The following is a 23879-nucleotide window of genomic DNA, read 5'->3' as shown; positions in this document are numbered from 1 at the left end:
CATCGGACAGATGTCTGTTTTTTTTATTCCATGATTTCGTAAAGTAAAAAATCATTTCTAAAAAAGTTTATTTTTACTTTAAAATCAGAAAATGTGTGCCGATATAGATATAATAGATGGTAAGATGAGGATATAAAATACATGATATAGACAGAAAGGAAAGAAGGATTTTGGAAAATGCGACAATTTTGATTGTGGACGACGAAGACGCCATTGTTCAAATGGTCAAGCGCGTCCTCACGAAGGAAGGATTTTCAGAAGTTCTGACCGCAAGCAGCGCAGAAGAAGCGCTCGACATCGTGAAAAAGGACACCGTGCACTTAATACTTCTCGATGTCATGATGCCGGGACAGACAGGATTTGATGTATCTCCTGAAATCAGGCGGCACACCAACGCTCCGATCTTCTTCTTGACGGCGAAAACATCCGATCTCGATAAACTGTCGGGTTTTGCCTACGGGGCTGATGATTATATTACAAAACCTTTTAATCCTCTGGAATTAATCGCCAGGATTAAAGCCCATTTAAAAAGAACGTATATACATAAAGAAGTTGCAGCTGCTTCAGTATCTTCAGCCTACGAATATGAACGCTTTATATTTCATCCCGACTTTGCGGAGCTGATCGTGGACGGCGAAACGGTCAGCTGCTCGGCGCAGCTGCTCCAGCTCCTGCAATATTTTTGCGATCATCCGAACAGGGTGCTTTCCAAGGATCAAATTTATGAAAAAGTGTGGGGCGTTCCATCTTATGGAGACAGCAACACCGTCATGGTACATATCAGAAAGCTGAGGGAGAAAATCGAAAAAGACCCGAGCAGCCCCGAATATATCGTCACGATTCGCGGCCTTGGATATAAGTTCGTTCCCAATCCTGCACGAAAAGAGAGCGAAGGATGAAGCTCAGAGGAAAGCTCGTTCTCCACTTTGTCAGTCAGATTTTTTTGATTCTCGGTCTTGTTCTCGCGACCTTGCTGTTATCCTTCATTTTTTTCGCTCTCCGATTAAGCGAGAGCGAAGCGGATACAGGCTTGGCAAAAGCCACTTCAGACACGTTTGAAAGCTGGGTCAGCGTGGATGACAATAACAATTGGCAGATCGAAGATATCTTGAAATCGGCTATCGACAAACAGGGAGGCTGGCTTCAAATATTAGACGGCAAGGAGAAAACCGTTTATTCCTACCGTCTTCCTGCGGAAATTCAGAGGCAGTACCACAGGGAAGACCTGGTATCCGTTTTTGATAAAAAAAGAATTAAAAAATATCAAGTCAACTTCTGGTCTGCCAATTTCAATGGTGAAGACTACGTGATTTTATTCGGATGGGAGTCGAAAAGCGATACGATCCTGTCCTATTTGGAAAAAGAAGAGAAGGATATGGCAGACCTTTCTTCCTATAAAAAAAGCACGCTTGATTTCATTAAGAAAAACAAAGGGTCCGTCTATTTGTTCAGCGAAAAAGGGAAAATGCTGGACTCGATCTACCAGGACATAGATTACAGCCAGGGAATCAATGAGCTGGAGCTTTTAAAATACGGATCAAAGCCATGGAACTACGAGCACGAGTTTTCATACAGGCGATTAAGCGCGACAGAATGGCTGATCGCCGCTACGCCGAACCCGATTTTTAATCCGGATCATGAGTTCAACAGGACGATGATCGGGCTCGCTTTAAAAATCGTTCTCATCGTGATCGGCGTTCTGATCTTATTGATGTCTTCTATGACCATTTGGTATTCTTTCAGATTCGGCATGCCGATCATCCATACGATTAAATGGATCGTCAACCTTTCAAAAGGGCGATTTGAAGAACCGAGAAACCGGAAAGGCCGCCCGCGAAGCCGGAACAAAAAAGGGAAGCGAAAACAGCCGTACCGGCTGTTCACAGAAGTGTTTGAATCGATGGAGCAGCTGACGGAAACGCTGAAAAAAGACGAGCAAAACCGCAAGAAAATCCAAACGACCCGGGAGGAATGGATCGCAGGGCTCTCCCATGACTTAAAAACGCCGCTCAGCACGATTTACGGCTACAGCATGATGCTGGAGTCTCCAAACTATGAGTGGTCAAAAGAGGAAATCCGCGAAATCGGCCAGGCGATGAAAGAAAAGTCGGACTACATGTCACAGCTAATCGAAGACTTGAACTTGACGTACAGGCTGAAAAACGACGCTTTGCCGATTAAACGCCAGACAGTGAGGCTCGTGCCGTTTTTAAAGAGCTTCGTTGAGGAGTTTAAGCGCCATTCATTTTCAGAAGGGTACAACGTGTCTTTTGAATACAAGCAAGTAGATACCGAGTTTGCGATAGACAGGGGCTGGTTCCGAAGAGTCTTGGAAAACCTCCTCGCCAACGCCGTCAAGCATAACAAAAAAGGCACTGACATCAAGGTGATCCTTGAAGAATCCAAGCAATATATTATTCTTAAAATTCAAGACAACGGAAGAGGCATGGACTCTGAAACCGTCTCAAATTTATTCAACCGCTACTACAGGGGAACGCATACAAAAGATGCGACAGAAGGAAGCGGTCTCGGCCTTGCTATTTCTTTGGAACTTGTCCACCTGCACGACGGCTGCATCGCAGTTGACAGCCGGACAGGCCGAGGGACGGAAATTACGATGGAATTTAAGAAAAACCCTAAAGCCGCCAAATAAGCGGTATGAAAAAGAAGAAGCCAAAGGTTATTGCCTTTAGGCTTCTTTTATGTTGAGAAAATAATGGAAAAGAAGGCGCGGTTAGTATAAAATAAGATTAAATGTTAACGTTCACATTATGCTGCAGATGGTTTTGTTAACGTTAACATTTATAAATAAAGAAAGGTGGAGATTCTGTGAAGCCGTTTTTGAATGACGATTTTCTTTTAACGAATGAAACGTCGAAAGTGTTGTACCATCAGTATGCAAAAGGAATGCCGATCATCGACTACCACTGCCACTTGAGCCCGAAGGAGATTTACGAAAACAAAACGTTTAAAAACCTGACCGAAGTATGGCTCTACGGTGATCACTACAAGTGGAGAGCAATGAGGGCCAATGGAATATCCGAAGAGTTTATTACAGGAGATGCGTCAGACGAGGAGAAATTCAGCGCCTGGGCAAGAACGGTTCCGATGACGATTGGAAACCCGCTCTATCATTGGACCCATTTGGAGCTGAGGAGGTTTTTCGGCATCGATGACCGGCTTGATGAAAAGAGCGCGCCGCATATTTGGGAGCGGGTTAACGAACAGCTGGCCGGAGGAGGGTTCGGCGCCAGAGACTTGATTGAAAAATCAAACGTTGAAACGGTTGTCACGACAGATGACCCCACAGACAGTCTTGAATATCATGTAAAGCTGAAAGATGAAGACTTTAATGTAAGCGTTTTACCTGGATTTAGGCCAGACAAGGCGATGGAAATCAATCAAGAGGGTTTTGCCGCCTGGGTGAGAAAGCTTGAAACAGCTAGCGGTATGAAGATAGCGAATTATGACGATTTTTTGAAAGCGCTTAAAAACAGAATTGACTTTTTCCATGAAGCAGGCGGACGGATATCGGATCATGCCATCAATCAAATGATGTACACGGAAACAGATGAGAGCGAAGTGCGCCCGATTTTTGCAAAGGTGATGAACGGGGAAAGCGCCTCGCCTGAGGAAGAGTGCAAATTCAAATCCTTGACCTTGCACTTTTTGGGAACATGCTATGCGGAGAAGGGCTGGGCGATGCAGCTCCACATTAACGCCCTCCGCAACAACAGCAGCAAAATGTACCGGAAGCTCGGGCCTGATACGGGATATGATGCGATTAATGATCAGGATATCGCAAAGCCTTTGTGCAGCTTTCTCGATTCTCTTGATCGAAAAGATGCGCTGCCAAAAACGATCTTGTATTCTTTAAACCCGCGGGACAATGTCGTGATTTCAAGCCTTTGCGGAAGCTTCCAGGACGGCCGGATACCGGGGAAAATCCAGCACGGTACCGCCTGGTGGTTCAACGATACGAAAGACGGCATGCTCGAACAAATGAAATCGCTTGCCAACATCGGTCTATTGAGCCGTTTTATCGGTATGCTGACTGATTCGCGCAGCTTTCTTTCCTACACAAGACACGAATATTTCAGGCGCCTGCTCTGCGATGTTATCGGCACATGGGTTGAGAACGGCGAAGCGCCGGATGATATCGAACTGCTGGGCCGGATCGTAAAAGGGATCTGCTACGAAAATGCAAAACACTATTTCCAGTTTGAAGTGAAAGATCGTTTGAAAGCTTAGATTCACAAATTGGCTAGCAGAGGAGCTGCTTTTTCATGGAAATATCGACGAACAAACAAACCGAAACAGTCGCCGTCACTCAAGAGAAATTAAGTTTAAAAGAAAAGGTTTCTTACGGTTTTGGAGATTTTGGGAACGGATTTATGTTTGACCTTTGACAGCTCTATCTTCTGAAGTTTTTTACGGATGTTGCCGGCATTCCGGCGGCGGCAGCCGGAGGCATTTTTCTTGTGAGCAAACTTTTCGCCGCTTTTGTCGATCCGATTGTGGGAACATCGATCGACTACAGGAAGAATATCGGCCCGAAAGGCAAATTCAGGCCGTATCTGCTATACGGAAGCTTTGTGCTTGCGATTTTGACGATATTGACCTTCATCTCGCCGAATCTGTCACCGACGGGCAAACTCATCTACGCTTATGCCTCATACATGCTTTGGGGTCTCGGCTATTCCTTTGTCAACATCCCTTACGGCTCGCTCGGGGCTGCCATGACGCAAAACTCGGTGGAACGGACTTCGCTTGCTTCCTTTCGCCAAGCCGGCTCGCTGGGCGCCCTGTTTGTGACGAGCATTGTTGTCATCCCGATGATTGTCAGGTTTGACAACCCTGCGGTTGCCTATCCGGTCGTCATGGGGCTGATGTCTTTTCTGGGTGTGTTGTTTTTCTACATTTGCTACAGGAACTGTCAGGAACGGATCGTCGTAAAAGATGAGAAGTACAAACAGGAAAAAGTGACATTCAAAGCGATTTCAAAGACGTTTTTTACGAACAAGCCGCTCCTTACGCTAATATTCATGACAATTTTTACGATTTCAGCCTATAACCTTAAATCCGCGATGCTGATTTATTTCGCGCAGTATAACCTCGGGAACGCCGAACTGATGGCCTACATGAATTTCATCATCATCGGCTCATCCTTTATCGGCGTCATCATGCTGCCGAAGCTCGTGAAGCTTTTTGGGAAAAAGCATACCGCCATTTTGGGGCTCGCGGTTTCTGTCTGTGCCGATCTGATCAATTTTTTCGCACCGGGCAATGTCTTTGTTTTTACGATTCTCGCAAGCATCGCCTTCATCGGCATCAGCATTCCGAACGGAATCACCTGGGCATTCGTATCAGATGCGATCGATTACGGCGAGTGGAGAACAGGGGAACGGAAAGAAGGAACGGTATACTCGCTGTTTAATTTTTCGAGAAAGCTGGCTCAGTCGCTCTCCGGCTTCCTGTCAGGGATCGGTCTCAGCATCATCGGCTATGTGCCGAATGCGGCCCAAAAAGCGGGGACGCTGCTCGGCATTAAAGCGATTCTCCTTTTGTATCCGGCAGCAGCGCTGACGGCGGCCATTCTCGTTCTCGGCTACCTGTACCGTTTGACGGATCAGAAGCACGCCGAAATGGTCGCGGAAATCAAAGCGAGAACATAGCGGAATTTCACTTTCTAAAAAGCGCTTTTGATATGGTAAACTGATGGTAACAACAGCAAGAAAAGGCGGGTAAAAAACAATGTCAGTAACGATTAAAGATATCGCCAGGCTGGCGAATGTATCGCACACCACAGTATCCAGAGCGCTGAACAACAGTCCGCTGATAAAAGAGAACACGAAAAAGAAAATACTCGACATCGCAGCCGAAATGAATTATAAACCGAATTTTAATGCGAAAAGCCTTGTCACGCAAAAGTCTTTTACGATCGGCCTGTTTTTAACAAGCCTGACAGACGGGACGTCTTCAAGTTTCTTTGCAGACATCCTGCGCGGCGTCAACAAGGTGATCGATGAAAACTATAATATGGTTGTCAGGGGAATCGACGATTATCATGATTTGTCATCCATTCACCGCAACCGCTATGACGGCATGATTTTAATCAGCCAAAGCGAACAGGATCAGGCTTTTATTGAGCATGTCCTCAAACAGAATATTCCGGTCGTCGTGCTGAACAGAAAAATCGAAGGGCACTCCGTTGTCAATATACTGGCGAATGAACACGAGGGCGCTTTCCTCGCTGCTTCATACTTGATCAAAAACGGCCACAAACAGATCGCCATGGTGCAGGGGAAAGAAGGCTTTAAATCGTCTCAAGAAAGGAAAGGAGGCTTTCTTCGCGCGCTTCGCGACTCAAACCTTGATATGCCCGGCGAATACCTCGTTCAAGGCGATTATACGATGCAAAGCGGCTTTCGCGCGGCTGAAACGCTGCTAAAGCTGAAGAATCCTCCGACAGCCCTGTTTTGCGCCAATGATGATATGGCGATCGGCGCGATGAACGCCCTCTATGCAAACGGGAAACGCTGTCCTGACAATATGTCGATTATCGGCTTTGACGATAGCGGATTTTCGGCGTATACGACACCGTCATTGACGACGGTAAAAAAACCGACTGAAAAAATCAGCATGCTTGGTGCGGAAAGCCTGCTGTCATTGATCGAAAACCCGCAGGCAGAAGGCGGGCAGACGCTCATCAGCACGGAGCTGATCATTCGCAATTCAGTTAAGCATCTATAGCATCATTTTTTTGATGCGCTGTAAAATGTGAACGTGTGCAGAAATGAGGAGGGGATTGAAATGGAGAGGCTGTCCAAACGGATAAGGTCTAAGCCGAGCCGCCCCGAACGGATTTTGCAAATCGGGGAAGGTAACTTTATGAGGGGGTTTATTGACTGGCAGATTCATAGATTGAATGAAGAAACCGATTTTAACGGCAGTGCCGTCGTCGTGCCTCCGCGCCGCGGTTCAGTAACGGCCTTTCAAGAACAGGATGGGCTTTACACGCTTTATCTTGAAGGTTTCCGGGAAGGACGGGAGGTTCGCGATTCTGCTGTCATTACATCAATCAGCAGAGTCGTCAGCAGCTATGAGCATTATGATGAATTTATGGAGCTGGCCGATCTGCCGGATTTGCGGTTTGTATTTTCAAATACGACAGAGGCCGGCATCATTTATATCGAGGAAGACCGTCTGTCCGACCGTCCGCAGAAAAGCTATCCAGGGAAGCTGACTGCACTTTTATACAGACGATACATGACTTTTCAGGGAAGCAGGGAAAAAGGTCTGGTGATCCTCCCGTGTGAGCTGCTTGAGGATAACGGGAAAATACTGAAAGACATTGTGCTGCGCTATACAAACGCGTGGGCGCTTGAACAAGGGTTCATCGATTGGCTTGAAGAGGCAAACGTGTTCTGCAATACGCTTGTGGACAGGATCGTACCGGGATTCCCGAAAGAAAATGCACACCGGCTTGAAGAGGCGGCCGGCTATCACGATTCCTTGATGGTGAAGGCGGAGCCGTATCATTTGTTCGTGATTGAAGGGCCGAAATGGCTTCGAGACGAGCTTCCGCTTCATGAGGCCGGTCTGAATGTCGAGTTTGTCCAGGATGTGACGCCGTACAGGATAAGAAAAGTGAGAATTTTAAACGGCGCCCATACCGCGATGACGCCGGTCGCTTATTTGGCAGGCCTTGAGACGGTTCGCGAAGCGGCTGAAGACGAGCTTATCGGCTCATTTGTGAAAGAGCTGATCCAGCGGGAGGTGCTCGAGACGATCGATATGCCCGATAGCGAGCTTGACAACTACGTGGAAGAGATTCTCGACCGCTTTAAAAACCCGTTTATCCGTCACAAGCTGATCGATATTTCCTTAAATTCCTTTGCAAAATTCAAAGTCAGAAATTTGCCCGTCTTAATGGAATATGCGGAACGAACAGGCAAACTTCCGGCTCGAACCGTATTTGCTTTAAGCGCCTTAATTTATTTTTACCGAGGCCAACGGGATGGGGATGATGGGGCCATTCCGCTGTCTGACGACGATGAGGTGCTGGCTTTCCTCAAACGGCTCTGGACGGAAGAGACAGACGTTTCGAACATCGCATTCCATGTTCTTGGGTTTGAAAAAGTGTGGGGGCAAAATCTGAACGACATGCCCGGATTGACGGACAAGACGGCTGAATATTTAAGGGACATGAAACAAACGGGAATGAGGAAGGCGCTGGAAAAAATGATGAAAAGCCAAATGGCTGAGCTGGGGGACATGTAATGAAAGACTGCTTGATGATCAATCCTCAAGATAATGTCGGCATTGCGTTAAGAGAATTGCAGACCGGTGAAACGGTCACTGTCGGAGAACGAACCATCGTGATCAAGGAACCGATTTTGAAAGGCCATAAGTTTGCTTTAAAAGACATCGCTGAAAATGAAAACGTCATCAAATACGGCTTTCCGATCGGGCACGCCACTGAAATGATTCAGACGGGAGAGTGGGTGCACACGAAAAATGTGAAAACGAATTTGGGCGGTGTCGAAGAATACAGCTACAAGCCGAAGTTTACGGAAAACCGCTATCAAAAAGAACCGCTTACATTTAAAGGCTTTAAACGAAAAGACGGAAAAACCGGGATCAGAAACGAGCTATGGATCGTCCCGACTGTCGGCTGTGTAAATGGCATTGCAGAGCTGATCATCAAAGAATTTAAGGCTGAGGTCGGCTCCATCGCCCCTTTTGAAAGCGTTCACGTATTAAAGCATCAGTACGGCTGTTCACAGCTTGGCGACGATCATATCAACACGAGAACGATTTTGGCGAATGCCGTCAACCACCCGAATGCAGGCGGTGTCCTTGTGCTGGGGCTCGGCTGTGAAAACAACAGCATTCACGAATTCCGCGAAGCGCTCGGCGATTACGATCACAGCCGGGTCAAGTTTCTGCTTTCCCAAGAGGTATCAAACGAAGTCACGGAAGGCGTCAAACTGTTAAAGGAAATTTATAAGCATGCAAAAGGTGACCACCGCGAAGATGTTCCGCTTTCTGAACTGAAAATCGGTTTGAAGTGCGGCGGATCTGATGGATTTTCCGGCATTACCGCGAACCCGCTGCTCGGCCGGCTCTCCGATTTTCTGATCGCCCAAGGGGGAACGGCGGTGTTGACAGAAGTGCCTGAAATGTTTGGGGCAGAAACGCTATTGATGGAGCGGGCTGAAAATGAGGAAGTGTTTCATAAAATTGTCCGCTTAATCAACGATTTTAAACAGTACTTTATCGATCACAGGCAGCCCGTCTATGAAAACCCGTCTCCGGGAAACAAAGCGGGCGGCATTACGACATTGGAAGATAAATCGCTCGGCTGTACGCAAAAAGCCGGCACTTCAAAGGTGGCGGATGTCCTTGAATACGGGGACGTTTTGAAAAAGAAAGGGCTGAACCTGCTGAGTGCTCCGGGAAATGACCTTGTTGCTTCATCCGCACTGGCCGCTGCAGGGTGTCAAATCGTTTTATTTACGACAGGACGGGGAACTCCTTTTGGCACCTTTGTGCCGACGATGAAAATTTCGACAAATACGGCGATTTATGAGGCAAAGCGCCATTGGATCGATTTTAATGCGGGAAAGGTGCTCGAAGACCGATCAGAAGATGACGTTTTGAAGGAGCTGACAGCGTATTTGATCGAAGTCGCAAGCGGCAGGCAGCTGAACAATGAGATAAACGATTTCAGGGAGCTTGCGATATATAAAACAGGCGTCACATTATAAAGGGGGCGGTAACGTGAGTCTGCAGAAAATAAAAGAAGAGATTGTAAAGAAGCTGAAGGTTCCGGTATTTCCGAATCGCTCATTTGATGTCACATCGTTTGGGGCTGACGAAAACGGAAAAAACGATTCGACCGAAGCGATACAGAAGGCGATTGATCAAGCCCACCAAGCCGGCGGCGGAAGAGTAACGGTTCCTGAAGGCGTGTTTCTTTCCGGTGCGCTCAGATTGAAAAGCAATGTGGATCTTCATATTGCAAAGGGAGCGGTGATCAAATTCAGTCAGAACCCTGAAGATTATCTCCCTGTTGTGCTGACGAGGTTTGAAGGAGTCGAGCTCTATAATTATTCACCGCTCATCTACGCTTACGAAGCCGATAATATTGCGATAACCGGAAAGGGCACGCTTGACGGTCAAGGAGATGACGAGCATTGGTGGCCGTGGAAAAGAGGAACGAACGGCCAGCCTTCACAGGAAAAAGATCGGAACGCTTTGTTTGAAATGGCTGAGCGCGGTATCCCGGTCACTGAGCGGCAGTTTGGAAAAGGGCATTATTTGCGGCCGAATTTCATTCAGCCGTATCGCTGCAAACATATATTGATTCAAGGCGTCACTGTGCTGAATTCGCCGATGTGGCAAGTTCATCCCGTGCTTTGCGAGAATGTGACAGTGGACGGCATCAAAGTCATCGGACACGGCCCCAATACCGACGGAGTCAACCCGGAATCGTGTAAAAACGTGGTGATCAAGGGCTGCCATTTTGATAATGGAGACGACTGCATCGCCGTCAAATCGGGAAGAAATGCGGACGGCCGAAGGATCAACATTCCGTCGGAAAACATCGTCATTGAACATAACGAAATGAAAGACGGGCATGGAGGGGTCACGATCGGAAGCGAAATTTCCGGCGGCGTGAAGAACGTCATCGCAGAGGGCAATCTTATGGACAGCCCGAACTTGGACAGAGCCCTCCGCATTAAAACGAATTCGGTGCGTGGCGGCGTTCTTGAAAACATCTACTTTCACAAAAATACGGTCAAAAGCTTGAAGCGCGAAGTGATCGCCATCGATATGGAATATGAAGAAGGAGATGCCGGAGATTTCAAACCTGTCGTCCGCACGGTTGATGTTAAGCAGCTGAAAAGCATGGGCGGACAATACGGGATCAGGGTGCTGGCATACGACCACTCTCCGGTCACCGGGCTGAAAGTGGCTGATTCCGAGATCGACGGCGTCGATGTTCCGATGGAACTGAAACATGTGAAAGACCCCGTTTTTTCGAATCTGTATATTAACGGAAAACGCTATGACTCACACAAAGCCTAAACATAAATCCTCTGCAGACATGCAGAGGATTTTTCTTTTAACGCGGCGGCGCATCAGCGGTTTCGCTTTTGACCGAGGAAATCAGCAGTTTCATAAACACCCGGCTTGCAGCGCACATATGCTTGTTTTTACGGTAAACGATGCTGATCTCCGTCGTCAAATCCGGCTTTTGTATCGGAATCGTCTGAATGGATTTATTTCCAATAGCATCAAGATAGCCTTTCGGCAAAATGGTGGCGCCGATGCCTTTACCGACCATGTTCATGATCGATTCCATCGTTGTCATTTCGATGACCGGCCGGGGCTCGAATCCAAGCGTGCGGCACTTTTCGTTGATCAGCTGCCGCAAAAAATACGTCTCAGGCAGCAAAATGGATGGAATCTCCCTTAACACGTAAAGCGTGACAAACTGCCGCTTTGCAACCGGATTGTCAACAGGCGCCGCGAGGGCGAGATGCTGGGTAAGGAATGGGACGGCTTCTAAGTCACGATGTTCCACCCGCTGGGCTACAATGCCCAAGTCGAGCTCATTTTGCAGCAGCCGGTCGTAAATATCCCCGGTTCTCAGCCCTAAAACAGACAATTCAATATTGGGGTAGCTGCGGTGAAATTCGACCACGGTCCGGGGAAGCAAATAATTAACCACGGTCAAAAGCGCCCCGATTTTAAGCGTTCCCCGTTTTAAACCTTGAAGCTCGCTGATCGCGTCTCGCGCCTGTGACAGTTCATGAAAGATATTGTAACAGTGCTGGAGCAGAATATTTCCCGCTTCCGTCATCACGGTGCGTTTGCCTGAACGGTTAAACAAAGGCATTCCGATTTCGTGTTCAAGCAAACGGATTTGCTGGCTCAGCGAGGGCTGAGCGATATTCAGTTTTTCGGCGGCGCGGGTAAAATGAAGCTCCCGGCACAATGCCATAAAGTATTCCAATTGCTTTAGCTCCAATGCTCTTTCCTCCTCTCCATCTGAAAAACAGCCGAATTCCAATGATAGGTTTAACCTATTGTTTTTATAATAACGATTGAATAGTTTTATGGTAAGAGGTCGATTATACTTAAATCTCAAAAGGGGTTTGCAGGACATTTGAATGTAAGAGGTGATATGAATGGAATATGCCGATATCCTTTCGATCAATGTAGGGAAGCCAGAGGAAATTCAGTTTCAAAATAAAGCTGTGTCTACCGGAATATACAAGAAGCCGGCAAGCGGCCCCATCTTCCTGTCATCTACTAATTTCACGGGGGACGGACAGGGGGATCTCATTCATCACGGCGGCGCGGAAAAAGCAGTGTGCGTCTATCCGTATGAACATTATCTCTTTTGGGAAAAGGAACTGCAAAGAAAGCTGGAATACGGAGCATTTGGCGAAAATTTAACGATCAAGGGTCTGCTGGAGGATGACGTTCATATCGGCGACATCTTTCAGCTGGGTGCAGCTGTTGTACAGGTGAGCCAGCCGAGGCAGCCCTGCTATAAACTAACCGTAAGGTACGGTATGCCGGACATGATACTGAAGGTACAAGATACCGGATTTACGGGTTTTTACTTTCGCGTGCTGAAAGAAGGGTTCGTCTGTAAGGAGCATGGTCTGAAACGAATCTCACGCCACCCTAAAGGCATTACGATTTCATACGCAAATCGCATCAAGCATCATGAAAAGAACGATATTGAGGGCATCAAAAAACTTCTCGAGGTGGAGGAACTGTCGGCAAATTGGCGTGCATCATGTTTAAAACGGCTGAACGGCTTTGAGCCGGATGACCGCGAAAGGCTGACGGGAGGTCTGAAGCAGGGTTCTTAACCAAAAGGAAAAAATCCTCTGCCGACCGGCAGAGGATTTCGGTTAAATCGAGCGGATGATTCCGCCCTCCACTCTTTGAGCTGAACCGTTGATAGCCGCAGCTTTTTCGGAAGCGAGGTAGACGATCGTACTCGCCACTTCTTCCGGTTTTGCATAGCGCTGAATCAAAGAAGTCGGCTCATTCACTTTGAAATAATCTTTGACAAAGGTGTCTAAATCGGTTTTCTCCTGAGCGGCGGCACCTTCCATATAATTGGCGACGCCTTCCGTCCAGGTAGGTCCCGGAAGAACAGAGTTGACGGTCACATTTGTCCCTTTTGTCATTTCGGCCAAACCTCTTGACAAACTGATCAAAGCGGTTTTTGTCATGGAATAAGGGATCATCTGCGGAAGCGGTTTAATGCCGGCCTCGCTTGCCAAATTGAGAACCCTTCCCTTATTCCGCTTCAGCATGGCCGGCAAAAACGCGCGGCAAAGCCTAACGGCGCTTAAAACATTTACTTCAAAATATTTGAGCCACTCTTCGTCTGTCACGTCTGTAAAATCCTTCACTTCAAAGAAGCCCATATTATTGACGAGGACATCAAGCTCCCCGATTTCAGCGGTTTTTTCGACCAGTGCCCTGCTTTCTTCAGGATCGGATAAATCAGCGGCAATTCCGTGAACATTTCCGTGCCGGGAAAGCTCATCAACGACCGACTGGACCTTTTCTTCTGTCCGTCCGTTTACGATGACCTCGGCGCCTTCCGCCAAAAAGGCTTCCGCCGTTGCTTTTCCAATACCAGCAGTAGAACCCGTTACGAGCACGAGTTTGTTTTTCAGCTTTAAATCCATATGCCATCAATCCTTGTTTCAGAGTTAAGATGAAAGAAAACATCTAATAAACAGTATATCGCAGCTGGATACCGCGGTCGAAAATCGTGCTTGGCGCTTTATTGTTCCCTGCCTTTTAAAACTTTATGAATATCTTCCATCGGACGGAGCCAATTCCTTTTCATCACTTCAGCCGCCAATTTCGGATCGTTTTTTTCAAAAGCGGCGATGATTTTCCAATGCTCGACGGCGGACTGCATTTTCGGAGCAGCAGGCCGATTGAAAAACACATACTTCATCCGTCTGACATGAAGCTGCAGAACGGCAGAAAACTGAAGAACATACGGGTTTTTAGCCGCTTCTGTAATCAAATGGTGGAACTGTTCGTCCAGTTCAGCTGCATCGTGGTTCCTTTCCTCTTTAAACGCGGTTTCGTATTGAGCAGCGAGTTTTTTGAGCTCGGCGATCTCTTCTTCCGTTAAAAGCGGCGCAGCCAGTTCTGCCGCCAAAGCCTGGAGATGTGCGAGCGGAGGATAGACGGCCAGCGCATCATCGGGATGAATGAGCGTGATCTTTGTTTCTTTTCCCGGCTTCATTTCCACAAACCCTTGGGATTCAAGGAGCTGAAGCGCTTCTCTGACCGGTGTGCGGCTGACGCCGAGCGCTTCGGCCAGATCGACATCCGTGACTTTTTCGCCGGGTTCAAGGGTTCCGTCTACAATCCAGCGCTGCAATTGGTGAAACGCTTTTTCCTTTGCTGAAAGTCTGACCTGAGGCGTATAGTTTTTCGGTATCGGCATAAAATCACCCTTTCTCTATATGCAATATATCGTAATTGTTTTAGCAAAAACAACGTTTTTCAGCTGAAAATCTCCTTTTCAGAATCTCATATACAGACCTGTGTCGATTATAGTATAATAATTCCGAAATTAGGATACGAATGAGTCAGAAAGGCGCTGCTGATCGGCAGCTTAAGAGGGGAAGCCGGCGAGAGCTCCGCTTAGTAGTTCGGACAGGCCGGGAGCGATGAACCAATAGCCGGAATAACCGCCTGGATGATGACCGCGTAATCTGCGAGGACAGATGCGTATAAGTGATGTGCACTTATTTGTACGTTCTTGGTTTGCTGCATCTTTACTGAGTAGAGATGTTTTTATTTTATCCCGAGGAGGAAGCAGGATGAAGAAGTTTGGGCTTTTATTGCTGTCGCTGCTGTTGGCTGCCGGCGTCCTTAGCGGCTGCGGCCAAGCGCAAAAACCGGCAGACGAGCAAAAACAGGAGAAGGCGGCTGAAGCGTTTCCGGTCACCATAAAAGATGCCTCAGGACAAGAGGTCAAAATTGAAAAAGAACCGAAGAAAATCGTCTCTCTGATGCCGAGCAATACCGAAATTACATACGCCCTCGGCCTGGGGAAAAAAGTCGTCGGCGTGACGGATTTTGATACATATCCAAAAGAAGTGAAAAACGTTGAAAAAATCGGGGGCATGGAATTTAATACGGAAAAAATCATTTCGTTAAACCCCGACTTGGTCCTGGCCCACGCTTCCAGCATGCAGAGTGCCGAAGAAGGGCTGAAGCAGCTGAAAGATGCAGGAATTACGGTGGTGACTGTAAATGATGCGGCCTCTTTTGAAGAGACGTACCGGTCGATCGAAATGATCGGAAAGGCTGCAGGCGCAGAGGATCAAGCAGCGAGCCTGGTCAAGAGCATGAAATCTGACCTGGCTGGCATAAAAGAAAAAGCGGCAGCCATATCTAAAGCAGATCAAAAGAAAGTATTTGTCGAAGTGTCTCCGGCTCCGGACATTTATACGACCGGAAAAGGCACCTTTATGAATGAAATGCTTGAAGCGATCCATGCGGAAAATGCTGCTTCCGCGCAGAAAGGCTGGGCCAAGATAACGGAAGAAGCGATCGTCAAGCTGAATCCCGATGCGATCGTGACGACAAACGGCGAATCCGCTGTCAGCGAAATTAAAAAACGGAGCGGCTGGAGCGGTGTCAAAGCCGTCAAAAATAATGAAGTATACGACGTGGACCCTGACCTCGTGACCCGTCCGGGGCCGCGATTGATCAAAGGGGTCGAAGAGCTTGCTGAACATATTTACCCTGACGTTTTTAAGAAATAACCGTTTTGCGGCATATGCCTTCAGCCTGCTGTTTTTGTCGGCATCCGTTCTTATGGGAATCTCTATCGGATCTTTGGAGATTCCCATTCCTTCTATTATGAAGGTTTTTTTGGAAGAATGGTTTGGCATTCAAGGGTTAAATCCCGATCCGACAGAGGCGAACATCATCATGAAAATCAGGCTCCCGAGGGTGGTTTTGGCCGCTCTTGTCGGCGCGGGTCTGGCTGCCGCGGGAGCCGGGTTTCAGGGGCTCTTGAAAAACCCGCTCGCGGATCCATATACGCTTGGCATTTCGTCTGGCGCGGCCGTCGGTGCCGTGGTCACGCTGTTTTTTGGGATTCAGCTGCCGGTGATCGGAAGTTTTACACTGCCGTTTTTAAGCGTTGCTGCGGCTGTTATCGTGATTTTTTTGGTTTTGTTTTTTGCGCGGCTCGTACACCCTTTGTTGACCCTGTCCGCTTTGATTTTAACAGGGATCATCTTCAGTTCGTTTTTGGGTGCGCTTATTTCTCTCATGATCGCTTTGACCGGCGATGATTTAAAACCGATCGTCCACTGGCTGCTCGGGAGCGTATCGATGAGGGGCTGGGGCTATGTCGCGTTGTTTCTGCCCTTTTTTGCTGCGGGCGCTGCCGCGCTTTTGATCAGCGGGAGGGAACTGAATGTGATGACTTATGGCGAGGAAAAAGCGAGGCTGCTCGGCGTGAATGTGAAGCGGAGTAAATATATCGTTCTGTTGGCGGGAGCTATTTTAACCGGCAGTGCGGTTGCTGTGTCTGGAACCATTGGTTTTGTCGGCCTCGTCATTCCGCATTTTATCCGGCTTCTGTCGATTACGGATCACCGTCATCTTCTGCCGCTCTCGATGCTGAACGGCGCTTCGTTCCTCGTGCTGTCAGATCTTTTGTCGAGAACCATTATCGAGCCGTCCGAGCTGCCGATCGGCATTATTACCGCATTGATAGGGGCACCTGTTTTCGGCTTTATATTAATTCGGCGCTACCGGGGAGGGCGAGTTCATGATTGATGTCATCCGGGTGTCCGGCGGATATGGAAAAACGGATGTCTTACAGGATATCAGTTTTGCTGTAAAGCCGGGTGAATTTTTAGGAATTCTTGGTCCGAACGGCAGCGGAAAAACCACTTTGCTGAAAATGTTGTCGGGAACAATTGCCCCCCGAAGCGGCGAGGTGCTGCTTGAATGCCGTTCAGTCGGGGAGTACAAAACGAAGGAGCTCGCTCGCAAAATGGCGGTCCTTCCTCAAAAAACGGAGCAGGCCTTTTCCTTTACGGTGGAGGAAACGGTACAGTTTGGCCGCTACGCGTATCAAGCAGGCCTTTTTCGGCAGCTGACGGCGGAAGACCATGATATCGTGAAGAGGGTGATGAAGCAGACAGACACGCTTCGCTTCGCCCAAAAATCCATCCATGAGCTGAGCGGCGGAGAGCAGCAGCGGGTGTATTTAGCGCAGGCACTTGCCCAGGAACCCGAATATTTGCTGCTTGATGAACCGACGAGTTTTCTCGATTTGTCATTTCAAAAGAGTCTGCTTGATTTAATGAAACAAGAAACGGCTGCATCCAAACTCGCAGTGGTCGGGGTGTTTCATGATGTGAATATTGCGAGTTTATACTGTGACCGTCTGCTGCTATTAAAAGATGGAAAAGCAGAAGTTCTTGACCGCCCGGAAGCAGCTCTTTCTGCTGGGCGCATCGGACGAGTGTATGATACGGACATCACTGGACTGGACCATCCCCAGCGTTCAAATCCGCAGTTTACAATTATGGCGAAAAACATCCCGCGGAAAACCGAGCCCCTCTTTTTAAAAGAGCGAATTGAACAATATTTGCCGCACGGCATCGCATTTTTGGCAGACCGCCCGCTGCGGCTTCTGTCCTCAGAAAGGGGCTTTGCTTGGAGACGAAAACTTATTTTCGACAGCGGAAATAACTCTGGATGGCCGCATGGCTCGTCAGCTTTTGAACAGGAAACGCTGTTTATCCAACATGATGCTGAATTGGCTGACTGCCATATTGTGTCGGAAAGCGGTGATCTTTGCATCGTCGGTATGAAAGACACGATGGGGCGTTTGATCATGTGGGTGTTAGTTGACGGCTGTTTGCAGGATGGTCAATTTGTGAAGGCGATAAGCGCTGCGGCATTTGCCGCAGCCCAGCATCATGTTCCGTGTAGTGATGTCCTTGTAGCGGCCACTCAATCCGGCCGGTCAGCGGATCAAACCGCTTTTTTGACACAAATTCAAAATAAAACAGCCGCTTGTGTGAAAGCTTTAAAAGATTAAATTGACCTGTCTTTTGACAGGTTTTTTTCTTGTTTTAAAACGCATCAGCTGAAGGTGAGATTTTACTCTTTTGTTCCGAACCTAAAAAATGTTGCTTAATTAATCAAAACACCTTTATAATGAAATTTGAGAAAGCGTTTTACTATTTGATTGTTTAAAAATGCAACAGAAGGGAGCGAAGTCACTTGAAAGTAGAGGGAATTATCCCTGCCATACTGACACCGCTTACAAAAGAACAGGCCTTTCATCCGGGCGCAGCCGAAAAGCTGGTGAATCGTCTAATTGATTCAGGCGTCCATGGCATTTTTGCTTTAGGGACAAATGGCGAATTTCATTTATTCTCGCAAGAGGAAAAGCTTCAAATTGCCGAAACAGTTGTAAAAGCGGTTAATAAACGAGTGCCTGTTTTCATCGGAGCAGGTGAAAACAGTACTGAGGCGACCATTTCTTTATCCAATCAAATGGCGGATCTTGGAGCGGATGTTCTTTCGATTATTACGCCATACTTTGTTGCACCTTCGCAGGAGGAATTGTATCAGCATTTCCGCACGATTTCCGAAAATGTCGCGCTTCCTGTCCTGCTCTACAACATTCCGTCGAGAACAGGCGTATCATTGGAGCCCGAAACAGTTGAAAGGCTGGCGGCATTGACGAACATCATCGGCATTAAGGACAGCAGCGGCAGCTTCGCCAATATTAAGGCGTATCTTGAGCGTACAAAAGAACAGTCCTTTTCCGTTCTGGCAGGAACTGATTCGCTGATCTTAGACACATTGAAGGCGGGAGGGACAGGAGCTGTGGCTGCCACAGCCAATGTGTTTCCGCACACCGTTGTTTCAATCTATGAATCTTTTAAACAAGGAAACATTGAAGAGAGCGAGCACTATCAACAGCAGCTGCAGCCGCTCCGTGATACGTTTTCACTCGGTTCACTGCCGGCGCCGCTAAAAAAAGCAGCGGAGCTTGCCGGCATCGACGTCGGACCGCCTAAACGTCCGATTGCAGAACTGTCGGGAGAGCCGCTGCTAAAAGTGAAAAAGATGCTGGAAGGCTACGGAATTGAAGCAAAACTGGCAAAGGAGCAGTAAGATTATGAAAACGCTTTATCATTTTCAAACGGCCGCCCGAATTGAGGCTGGTCCACATTCACTCAATTTGCTCGGCGATTACTTAGATCAAATTGGATTGAATCAGATTCGTTCGGTGTTTATTTTAACTCAGCCGTCGATCGTCTCTCTCGGCTATGCAGACCAAATTAAAGAAGGGCTTGCAAAGAAAGGCATCTCAAGTGAAGTCAACACGGATATACAGCCTGAGCCGACGGAGCAAAATATCGAACAGGTTTTTCAGCTTTTTTCTGAAGGAGGCCATGACGCGATTTTGGGAATTGGCGGAGGCAGTGTGCTTGATGCGGCTAAAATCCTCTCTGTTCTGAAAACAAATGAAAAACCGATTTCTGCTTTGATTGGCACGAATCTCGTTGAAAAGCCCGGCTTTCCGCTTGTGCTGATTCCGACAACATCCGGAACAGGGTCAGAAGTGACGCCGAATGCGATTGTAACGTTCACTGAGAAAGAATTAAAGATTGGTATAGTCAGTCCCTATCTGCTGCCGTCGCTTGTGATTTTAGATCCAGTTTTGACGACCGGACTTCCAAAGGCAATCACAGCTGCAACCGGAATGGATGCATTTACACACGCACTCGAATCCTATATTTCCAACAAAGCAAATCCATTCAGCGACATGTTTGCGCTTGAATCTATGAGACTGATTTCCTCCAGCATTCAGCAGGCCTACCATCATGGAGATAACCTGGAGGCGAGAGAAAAAATGCTCATTGGCGCCATGTATGGCGGAATGGCCTTGACAAGCGCAGGAACAGCGGCGGTTCATGCGATGGCTTACCCTCTAGGGGGAAAATACAAGATTTCGCACGGTGTGGCCAATTCAATGCTGCTTCCGCATGTAACGGCCTTCAACGCGGATCATGTAACTGACCGCCTTTCGGACGTGGCCGGCGTAATTGGAATCGAGCCAAAAGGTTCGAAGTCCAGCCAAGCAGAGCGGGTTATACGAAAAATTGAAGAGTGGACCGCCGATTTAAATATTCCGCAAAATTTAAAGACATTCGGGGTATCAAAAGAGGATGTGCCATCGCTTGCTGAGGCGGCTGCCGACGTCAAAAGGCTCATGGATAACAATCCAAAGCCGATGTCTGTTGCGGAGATTGAAGCTGTCTATTTGAAATTGCTGGATATGTAGGCTGCCCGGATCTGTACATGTTTTTCACCATGAGCCTGTAAGAGGCTCACAAACAAAGGGGGAGTTTGGGTGGATGTCTTAAGCGGTTCGATCATAACGTTTATTTTGGCAGTGATTGACTATGTACGTGTTCCGGAAACGTGGGCCGCTGCCGGTCAAGAATAAAGCCGTTTGAACGAGCGCGCGCGGCACTTGATGAAATGAATGGTATCCCTATATTGCATCATTTATGATTTAAGTTGGAGGGGCTGTCCCAATCGTTTGAACGGACTCTCTCGTAATGCGAAACGGGTGTAACGACAATTCAATTGGCGCATGACACGCTCATTCGCGAAGGCATTCCGCAGCCTAAAATCGCCGTGTGCATGAACCCTCACGCCGGTGAGATGGACATGGAGAAGAGGAAGAGAAAATTGTCCTTGCCGTTGAACGCGCACAAAGTGAAGGTATACAGGCATTCGGTCCGCTGCCCGCTGACACGCTTTTCTTCAGAGCAGTGAGAGGCGACTTTGATATAGTGGTGGCTATGTATCATGACCAAGGACACGGCCCGATTAAGGTGCTTGGCCTTGAAGCCGGTGTGAACATTGCAGTCGGCCTGCCGATTATCCGTACGAGTGTTGACCACGGAACAGCCTTTGATATTGCGGGAACCGGCAAAGCCGATCCTGCGAGTATAGAAGAAGCGGTGAGACAGGCGATCATGCTGTCCGGTACGCGTGAGCGGCATGCATAAAAAAAGAAGAGCCTTCCGATTAAGGAGGCTCTTCTTTTTAGTTCATATAGGTGCCGCCGTTAATATTAATGGTTTCGCCTGTCATAAAGTCAGATTTGTCAGAGGCAAGAAAGGCGACAACGTTTGCGACATGCTCTGGTGAGCCGAGCATTTTCAGCGGAATCCGTTCGACGACTGCTGCGCGGTACTCCTCGCTCCACTGCTTGCTCATATCCGTTTCAATCGGTCCCGGGCAGACGCCGTTGACATGAATGCGGTGTTCAGCAAGCTCCTTTGCCAAATGCATCGTTAAATAGTTGATGCCTGCTTTCGATGCACCGTAAGCAGGAGAGGCATTGTGATGCGGTGTTTTGCTCGTCGTAGAGCTCATGTTCACGATTTTTCCGCCGCCCTGCGTGATCATTTCCGGGATGACAGCCTGACACATGAGAAAGGTGCCGGTTAAATTCAAATCTATCACTCTTTTCCATTCTTCAAGCGACGTATCAACGGTCGTTTTGCGCAAATTAACGCCGGCATTGTTGACCAAAATATCGATCCGCCCAAACCGCTGTTTTGCCTCAGCGATGAGAAGCGAGGCTGTTTCTGGCAAACTTGCATCACCGGCAACATAAGAAGCGCACTTTCTCTCAGTATTCAATTGTGTACACAGGGACTTGAGCAATTCTTCGTTTGTCCCATTGATAACGACATTTGCCCCTTTATCCGCAAGCAACTCCGCAATGGCTCTGCCGATGCCGCGGCTTGCACCTGTGATAATGGCCGTTTGCTGATTAAATTCCATCCTCATCCCACCTGTCTTTGAATAAAACCGTTTACAATTCTATTATAAAAGCGAGTGTTTCTTTATTCAACGATACTTTGTTTCAATGATTGTTCCGGAAATTTGTGTTTCATAATGAAACGATCTATGCAGCCGTTATAAACAGGGTATACTATAGAGACAAGTGGTAAAGAGAGGAGTATGAAATGAAACTCTATACAAAAACAGGCGATCGGGGAAAAACGAGTTTAATTGGCGGAAGGGCCGATAAAGATCATCTTAGAGTGGAAGCGTACGGCACACTGGATGAAGCAAACAGTTTCATCGGGCTGGCTCAGTCTTATTTAAAAGCAGAAGAGGCGCTCTTTCATGATATTTTGTCAGAGTTGACCGCCATCCAGCATGAGCTGTTCGACTGCGGCAGTGATTTGGCGCATGTCAATGTTCAGGAAGAAGGCAAGCTCAAGGCTGAATCAATCACCATGCTTGAAGAACGAATTGATGCCTATGTCGAGGAAGCGCCGCAGCTGACCAAGTTTATTCTTCCGGGCGGAACAGAAGCGGCATCATTTTTGCATGCGGCGAGAACGGTCATCAGAAGAGCTGAACGAAAGATTGTCGCTTTGGCCAAAGAAGAAGACATTCCGCCGCTTGCGCTGCCATACGTCAACCGGCTGTCCGATTATTTATTTGCGGCGGCGCGCATTGTCAATCACCGTCTCGGGGAAGTGGATGTCGAATATGAACGAAGCGCTGATGTATTCCGGACAAAGAAAAAATCATGAATGAGCCATCCGCCAATCGTTATCTAACAGAAACGGGCCGATTGATCAAATCAAGCCGTTTTCCGGCAGGGGAAAACGGCTTTTTGTCGTAAACTTTAAGTAAGCGTTTTCAAAGAGAGGGAGTGTTCAAGTGGTTAATCGGGAGGCAGCTGCTATACGGCTGACGGTTTCGAAGGATGGAGACGGCGAATTTCAAACCGTTCAAGAGGCGATCGATGCTTTGCCTGAGTACAGTCGGGAACAGAAAGTGATATTCATTAAAAAAGGAGTTTACAAAGAAGTCGTTCATATTCCGGCTACAAAGCCGTTTGTGAAGCTGATCGGCGAAAATCGTTACGAGACTGTGATTACGTATGACAACTATGCCGGAAAAGAAAAGGAAGGAGGAGGGAAATACGGCACGACCGGAAGTTCAAGCGTGTTTATTTATGCGGATCATGTTGAAGCCGAAAATTTGACGTTTGAAAACTCGTTCGACCGCACGAAAGTCGACACGACCGATACGCAAGCGGTGGCGGTTTATGCGAAAGGAAACAGGATGACGTTCAAATATGTCAGGTTTATAGGCAGACAAGATACACTGTTTGTCAATGACGGTACACAATATTTTTATCAATGCTATATAGAAGGCGATGTCGATTTCATTTTCGGAGGAGCAAGAGCTGTGTTTGAAGAGTGCCAGATCCATAGCGCTGACCGCGGGTCCGCTACAAACAACGGTTATGTGACAGCTGCGAGCACGCATATCGCAAAGCCGTTCGGTTTATTGATAACAAACTGCAGAGTGACAAGCGATGCCGCAGATGGAACGGTATACCTCGGGCGCCCATGGCATCCGGGAGGAGACCCCGACGCCATCGCCAGTGTGCTATATCACCGCTGCGATTTAGGCGCACACATCAAGCCTGAAGGATGGACGGATATGTCGGGCTTTTCTGCGGCCGATGCCAGATTGTACGAATACGGGAATACGGGTCCGGGTGCGATTTCGCATGAGGCCCGAAGGCAGCTTGCCGATCATGAGGCTGAGAAATGGACAATTGAAAACGTATTGGACGGCTGGAATCCTAAAGTTGAATCATAGCAAGGCAACCTGCAGAAAGACCGCTCTCTCGCTGAGATGAGCGGTCTTTTTATGCGAGCGGGTCCGATGTGCCATACGACCCTGGTCGTACGGCAAAATCAATC

At 47.9% G+C, this 23879-nt stretch carries 21 protein-coding genes and 1 pseudogene; 18 read left to right on the top strand and 4 right to left on the bottom strand.

All coding sequences use genetic code 11. The annotated features are described in order from the left end of the window. Positions 1-170 precede the first annotated feature (170 nt). The 9 genes from MKY62_RS17475 (at position 171) to MKY62_RS17435 (ending at position 11097) form a co-directional block, all read left to right on the top strand. Positions 171-899, top strand: coding sequence for a response regulator transcription factor (locus MKY62_RS17475; RefSeq protein WP_003185174.1), 729 nt, complete (start codon positions 171-173; stop codon positions 897-899). Further along, complete coding sequence (locus tag MKY62_RS17470) at positions 896-2653, top strand: HAMP domain-containing sensor histidine kinase (protein WP_003185173.1); 1758 nt, start codon at positions 896-898, stop codon at positions 2651-2653. The genes MKY62_RS17475 and MKY62_RS17470 overlap by 4 nt, the downstream gene beginning before the upstream one ends. Positions 2654-2829: 176 nt before the next feature. Beyond that, entirely contained in the window at positions 2830-4251 is a 1422-nt protein-coding gene (gene uxaC, locus MKY62_RS17465; RefSeq protein WP_009329570.1) for a glucuronate isomerase, read from the top strand. Between the two features lie 35 nt (positions 4252-4286). Beyond that, positions 4287-4409: a hypothetical protein gene (locus tag MKY62_RS17460; protein WP_339613818.1), complete on the top strand. Its 123-nt coding sequence runs from the start codon at positions 4287-4289 to the stop codon at positions 4407-4409. Positions 4410-4421: 12 nt separating this feature from the next. After that, positions 4422-5675, top strand: a complete 1254-nt coding sequence (locus tag MKY62_RS17455; protein ID WP_339614157.1) for a glycoside-pentoside-hexuronide (GPH):cation symporter — start codon at positions 4422-4424, stop codon at positions 5673-5675. 79 nt (positions 5676-5754) lie between these two features. Further along, positions 5755-6753, top strand: coding sequence for a LacI family DNA-binding transcriptional regulator (locus MKY62_RS17450; RefSeq protein ID WP_003185168.1), 999 nt, complete (start codon positions 5755-5757; stop codon positions 6751-6753). Positions 6754-6813: 60 nt separating this feature from the next. Further along, on the top strand, positions 6814-8283 hold the full coding sequence (locus tag MKY62_RS17445; RefSeq protein ID WP_003185166.1) for a tagaturonate reductase: 1470 nt from the start codon (positions 6814-6816) through the stop codon (positions 8281-8283). After that, positions 8283-9773, top strand: a complete 1491-nt coding sequence (locus MKY62_RS17440; RefSeq protein ID WP_016886367.1) for an altronate dehydratase family protein — start codon at positions 8283-8285, stop codon at positions 9771-9773. Before MKY62_RS17445 ends, MKY62_RS17440 begins: the two co-directional genes overlap by 1 nt. A 13-nt stretch (positions 9774-9786) precedes the next feature. Then, positions 9787-11097, top strand: coding sequence for a glycoside hydrolase family 28 protein (locus tag MKY62_RS17435; protein ID WP_003185161.1), 1311 nt, complete (start codon positions 9787-9789; stop codon positions 11095-11097). Between the two features lie 37 nt (positions 11098-11134). On the opposite strand, the gene MKY62_RS17430 is transcribed toward MKY62_RS17435, so the two are convergent. After that, entirely contained in the window at positions 11135-12043 is a 909-nt protein-coding gene (locus tag MKY62_RS17430; protein WP_016886368.1) for a LysR substrate-binding domain-containing protein, read from the bottom strand. A 160-nt stretch (positions 12044-12203) separates the two neighbouring features. Here MKY62_RS17430 and MKY62_RS17425 point away from each other — a divergent pair, with 160 nt between their 5' ends. Continuing rightward, positions 12204-12899, top strand: a complete 696-nt coding sequence (locus MKY62_RS17425; protein ID WP_009329569.1) for an MOSC domain-containing protein — start codon at positions 12204-12206, stop codon at positions 12897-12899. A 42-nt stretch (positions 12900-12941) separates the two neighbouring features. Here MKY62_RS17425 and MKY62_RS17420 read toward each other — a convergent pair whose 3' ends face one another. Both MKY62_RS17420 and MKY62_RS17415 read right to left on the bottom strand, forming a co-directional pair. Further along, on the bottom strand, positions 12942-13733 hold the full coding sequence (locus MKY62_RS17420) for an SDR family oxidoreductase (RefSeq protein ID WP_003185154.1): 792 nt from the start codon (positions 13731-13733) through the stop codon (positions 12942-12944). A gap of 98 nt (positions 13734-13831) precedes the next feature. Then, positions 13832-14512, bottom strand: coding sequence for a GntR family transcriptional regulator (locus MKY62_RS17415; RefSeq protein WP_016886369.1), 681 nt, complete (start codon positions 14510-14512; stop codon positions 13832-13834). A gap of 379 nt (positions 14513-14891) precedes the next feature. On the opposite strand from MKY62_RS17415, the gene MKY62_RS17410 reads away from it, so the two are divergent. From MKY62_RS17410 to MKY62_RS17385, 6 genes and pseudogenes are all read left to right on the top strand, one after another. After that, positions 14892-15842 carry an ABC transporter substrate-binding protein gene (locus tag MKY62_RS17410; protein WP_003185150.1) on the top strand — a complete coding sequence of 317 codons (951 nt, stop codon included), beginning with the start codon at positions 14892-14894 and terminating at the stop codon, positions 15840-15842. Beyond that, the gene (locus MKY62_RS17405) at positions 15805-16869 is read left to right on the top strand and encodes an iron ABC transporter permease (RefSeq protein ID WP_003185148.1); all 1065 of its coding nucleotides are present in this window, start codon (positions 15805-15807) and stop codon (positions 16867-16869) included. The genes MKY62_RS17410 and MKY62_RS17405 overlap by 38 nt, the downstream gene beginning before the upstream one ends. Further along, on the top strand, positions 16862-18145 hold the full coding sequence (locus MKY62_RS17400; RefSeq protein WP_003185146.1) for an ABC transporter ATP-binding protein: 1284 nt from the start codon (positions 16862-16864) through the stop codon (positions 18143-18145). Before MKY62_RS17405 ends, MKY62_RS17400 begins: the two co-directional genes overlap by 8 nt. A 185-nt stretch (positions 18146-18330) precedes the next feature. Then, the gene (dapA, locus tag MKY62_RS17395) at positions 18331-19233 is read left to right on the top strand and encodes a 4-hydroxy-tetrahydrodipicolinate synthase (protein WP_003185144.1); all 903 of its coding nucleotides are present in this window, start codon (positions 18331-18333) and stop codon (positions 19231-19233) included. Positions 19234-19237: 4 nt separating this feature from the next. After that, positions 19238-20407, top strand: coding sequence for an iron-containing alcohol dehydrogenase (locus MKY62_RS17390; protein WP_016886370.1), 1170 nt, complete (start codon positions 19238-19240; stop codon positions 20405-20407). A 296-nt stretch (positions 20408-20703) separates the two neighbouring features. Beyond that, positions 20704-21143 (top strand): annotated as a pseudogene (locus tag MKY62_RS17385) (4-hydroxythreonine-4-phosphate dehydrogenase PdxA); the annotation flags it as partial. 37 nt (positions 21144-21180) lie between these two features. Here MKY62_RS17385 and MKY62_RS17380 read toward each other — a convergent pair. Further along, a complete protein-coding gene (locus tag MKY62_RS17380) occupies positions 21181-21927 on the bottom strand; it encodes an SDR family NAD(P)-dependent oxidoreductase (protein WP_003185138.1) in 747 nt (248 codons plus the stop codon). A 185-nt stretch (positions 21928-22112) separates the two neighbouring features. Here MKY62_RS17380 and MKY62_RS17375 point away from each other — a divergent pair, with 185 nt between their 5' ends. Together MKY62_RS17375 and MKY62_RS17370 are read left to right on the top strand one after the other, a co-directional pair. After that, complete coding sequence (locus tag MKY62_RS17375) at positions 22113-22691, top strand: cob(I)yrinic acid a,c-diamide adenosyltransferase (RefSeq protein WP_003185135.1); 579 nt, start codon at positions 22113-22115, stop codon at positions 22689-22691. A 130-nt stretch (positions 22692-22821) separates the two neighbouring features. Then, the gene (locus MKY62_RS17370; RefSeq protein WP_003185134.1) at positions 22822-23775 is read left to right on the top strand and encodes a pectinesterase family protein; all 954 of its coding nucleotides are present in this window, start codon (positions 22822-22824) and stop codon (positions 23773-23775) included. Positions 23776-23879 lie beyond the last annotated feature (104 nt).

This window comes from Bacillus sp. FSL R7-0646, from assembly GCF_037969865.1.
In the GTDB taxonomy this organism is placed as follows: Bacteria; Bacillota; Bacilli; order Bacillales; family Bacillaceae; genus Bacillus; species Bacillus licheniformis.
This window is presented reverse-complemented; position numbering and strand designations above follow the sequence as displayed.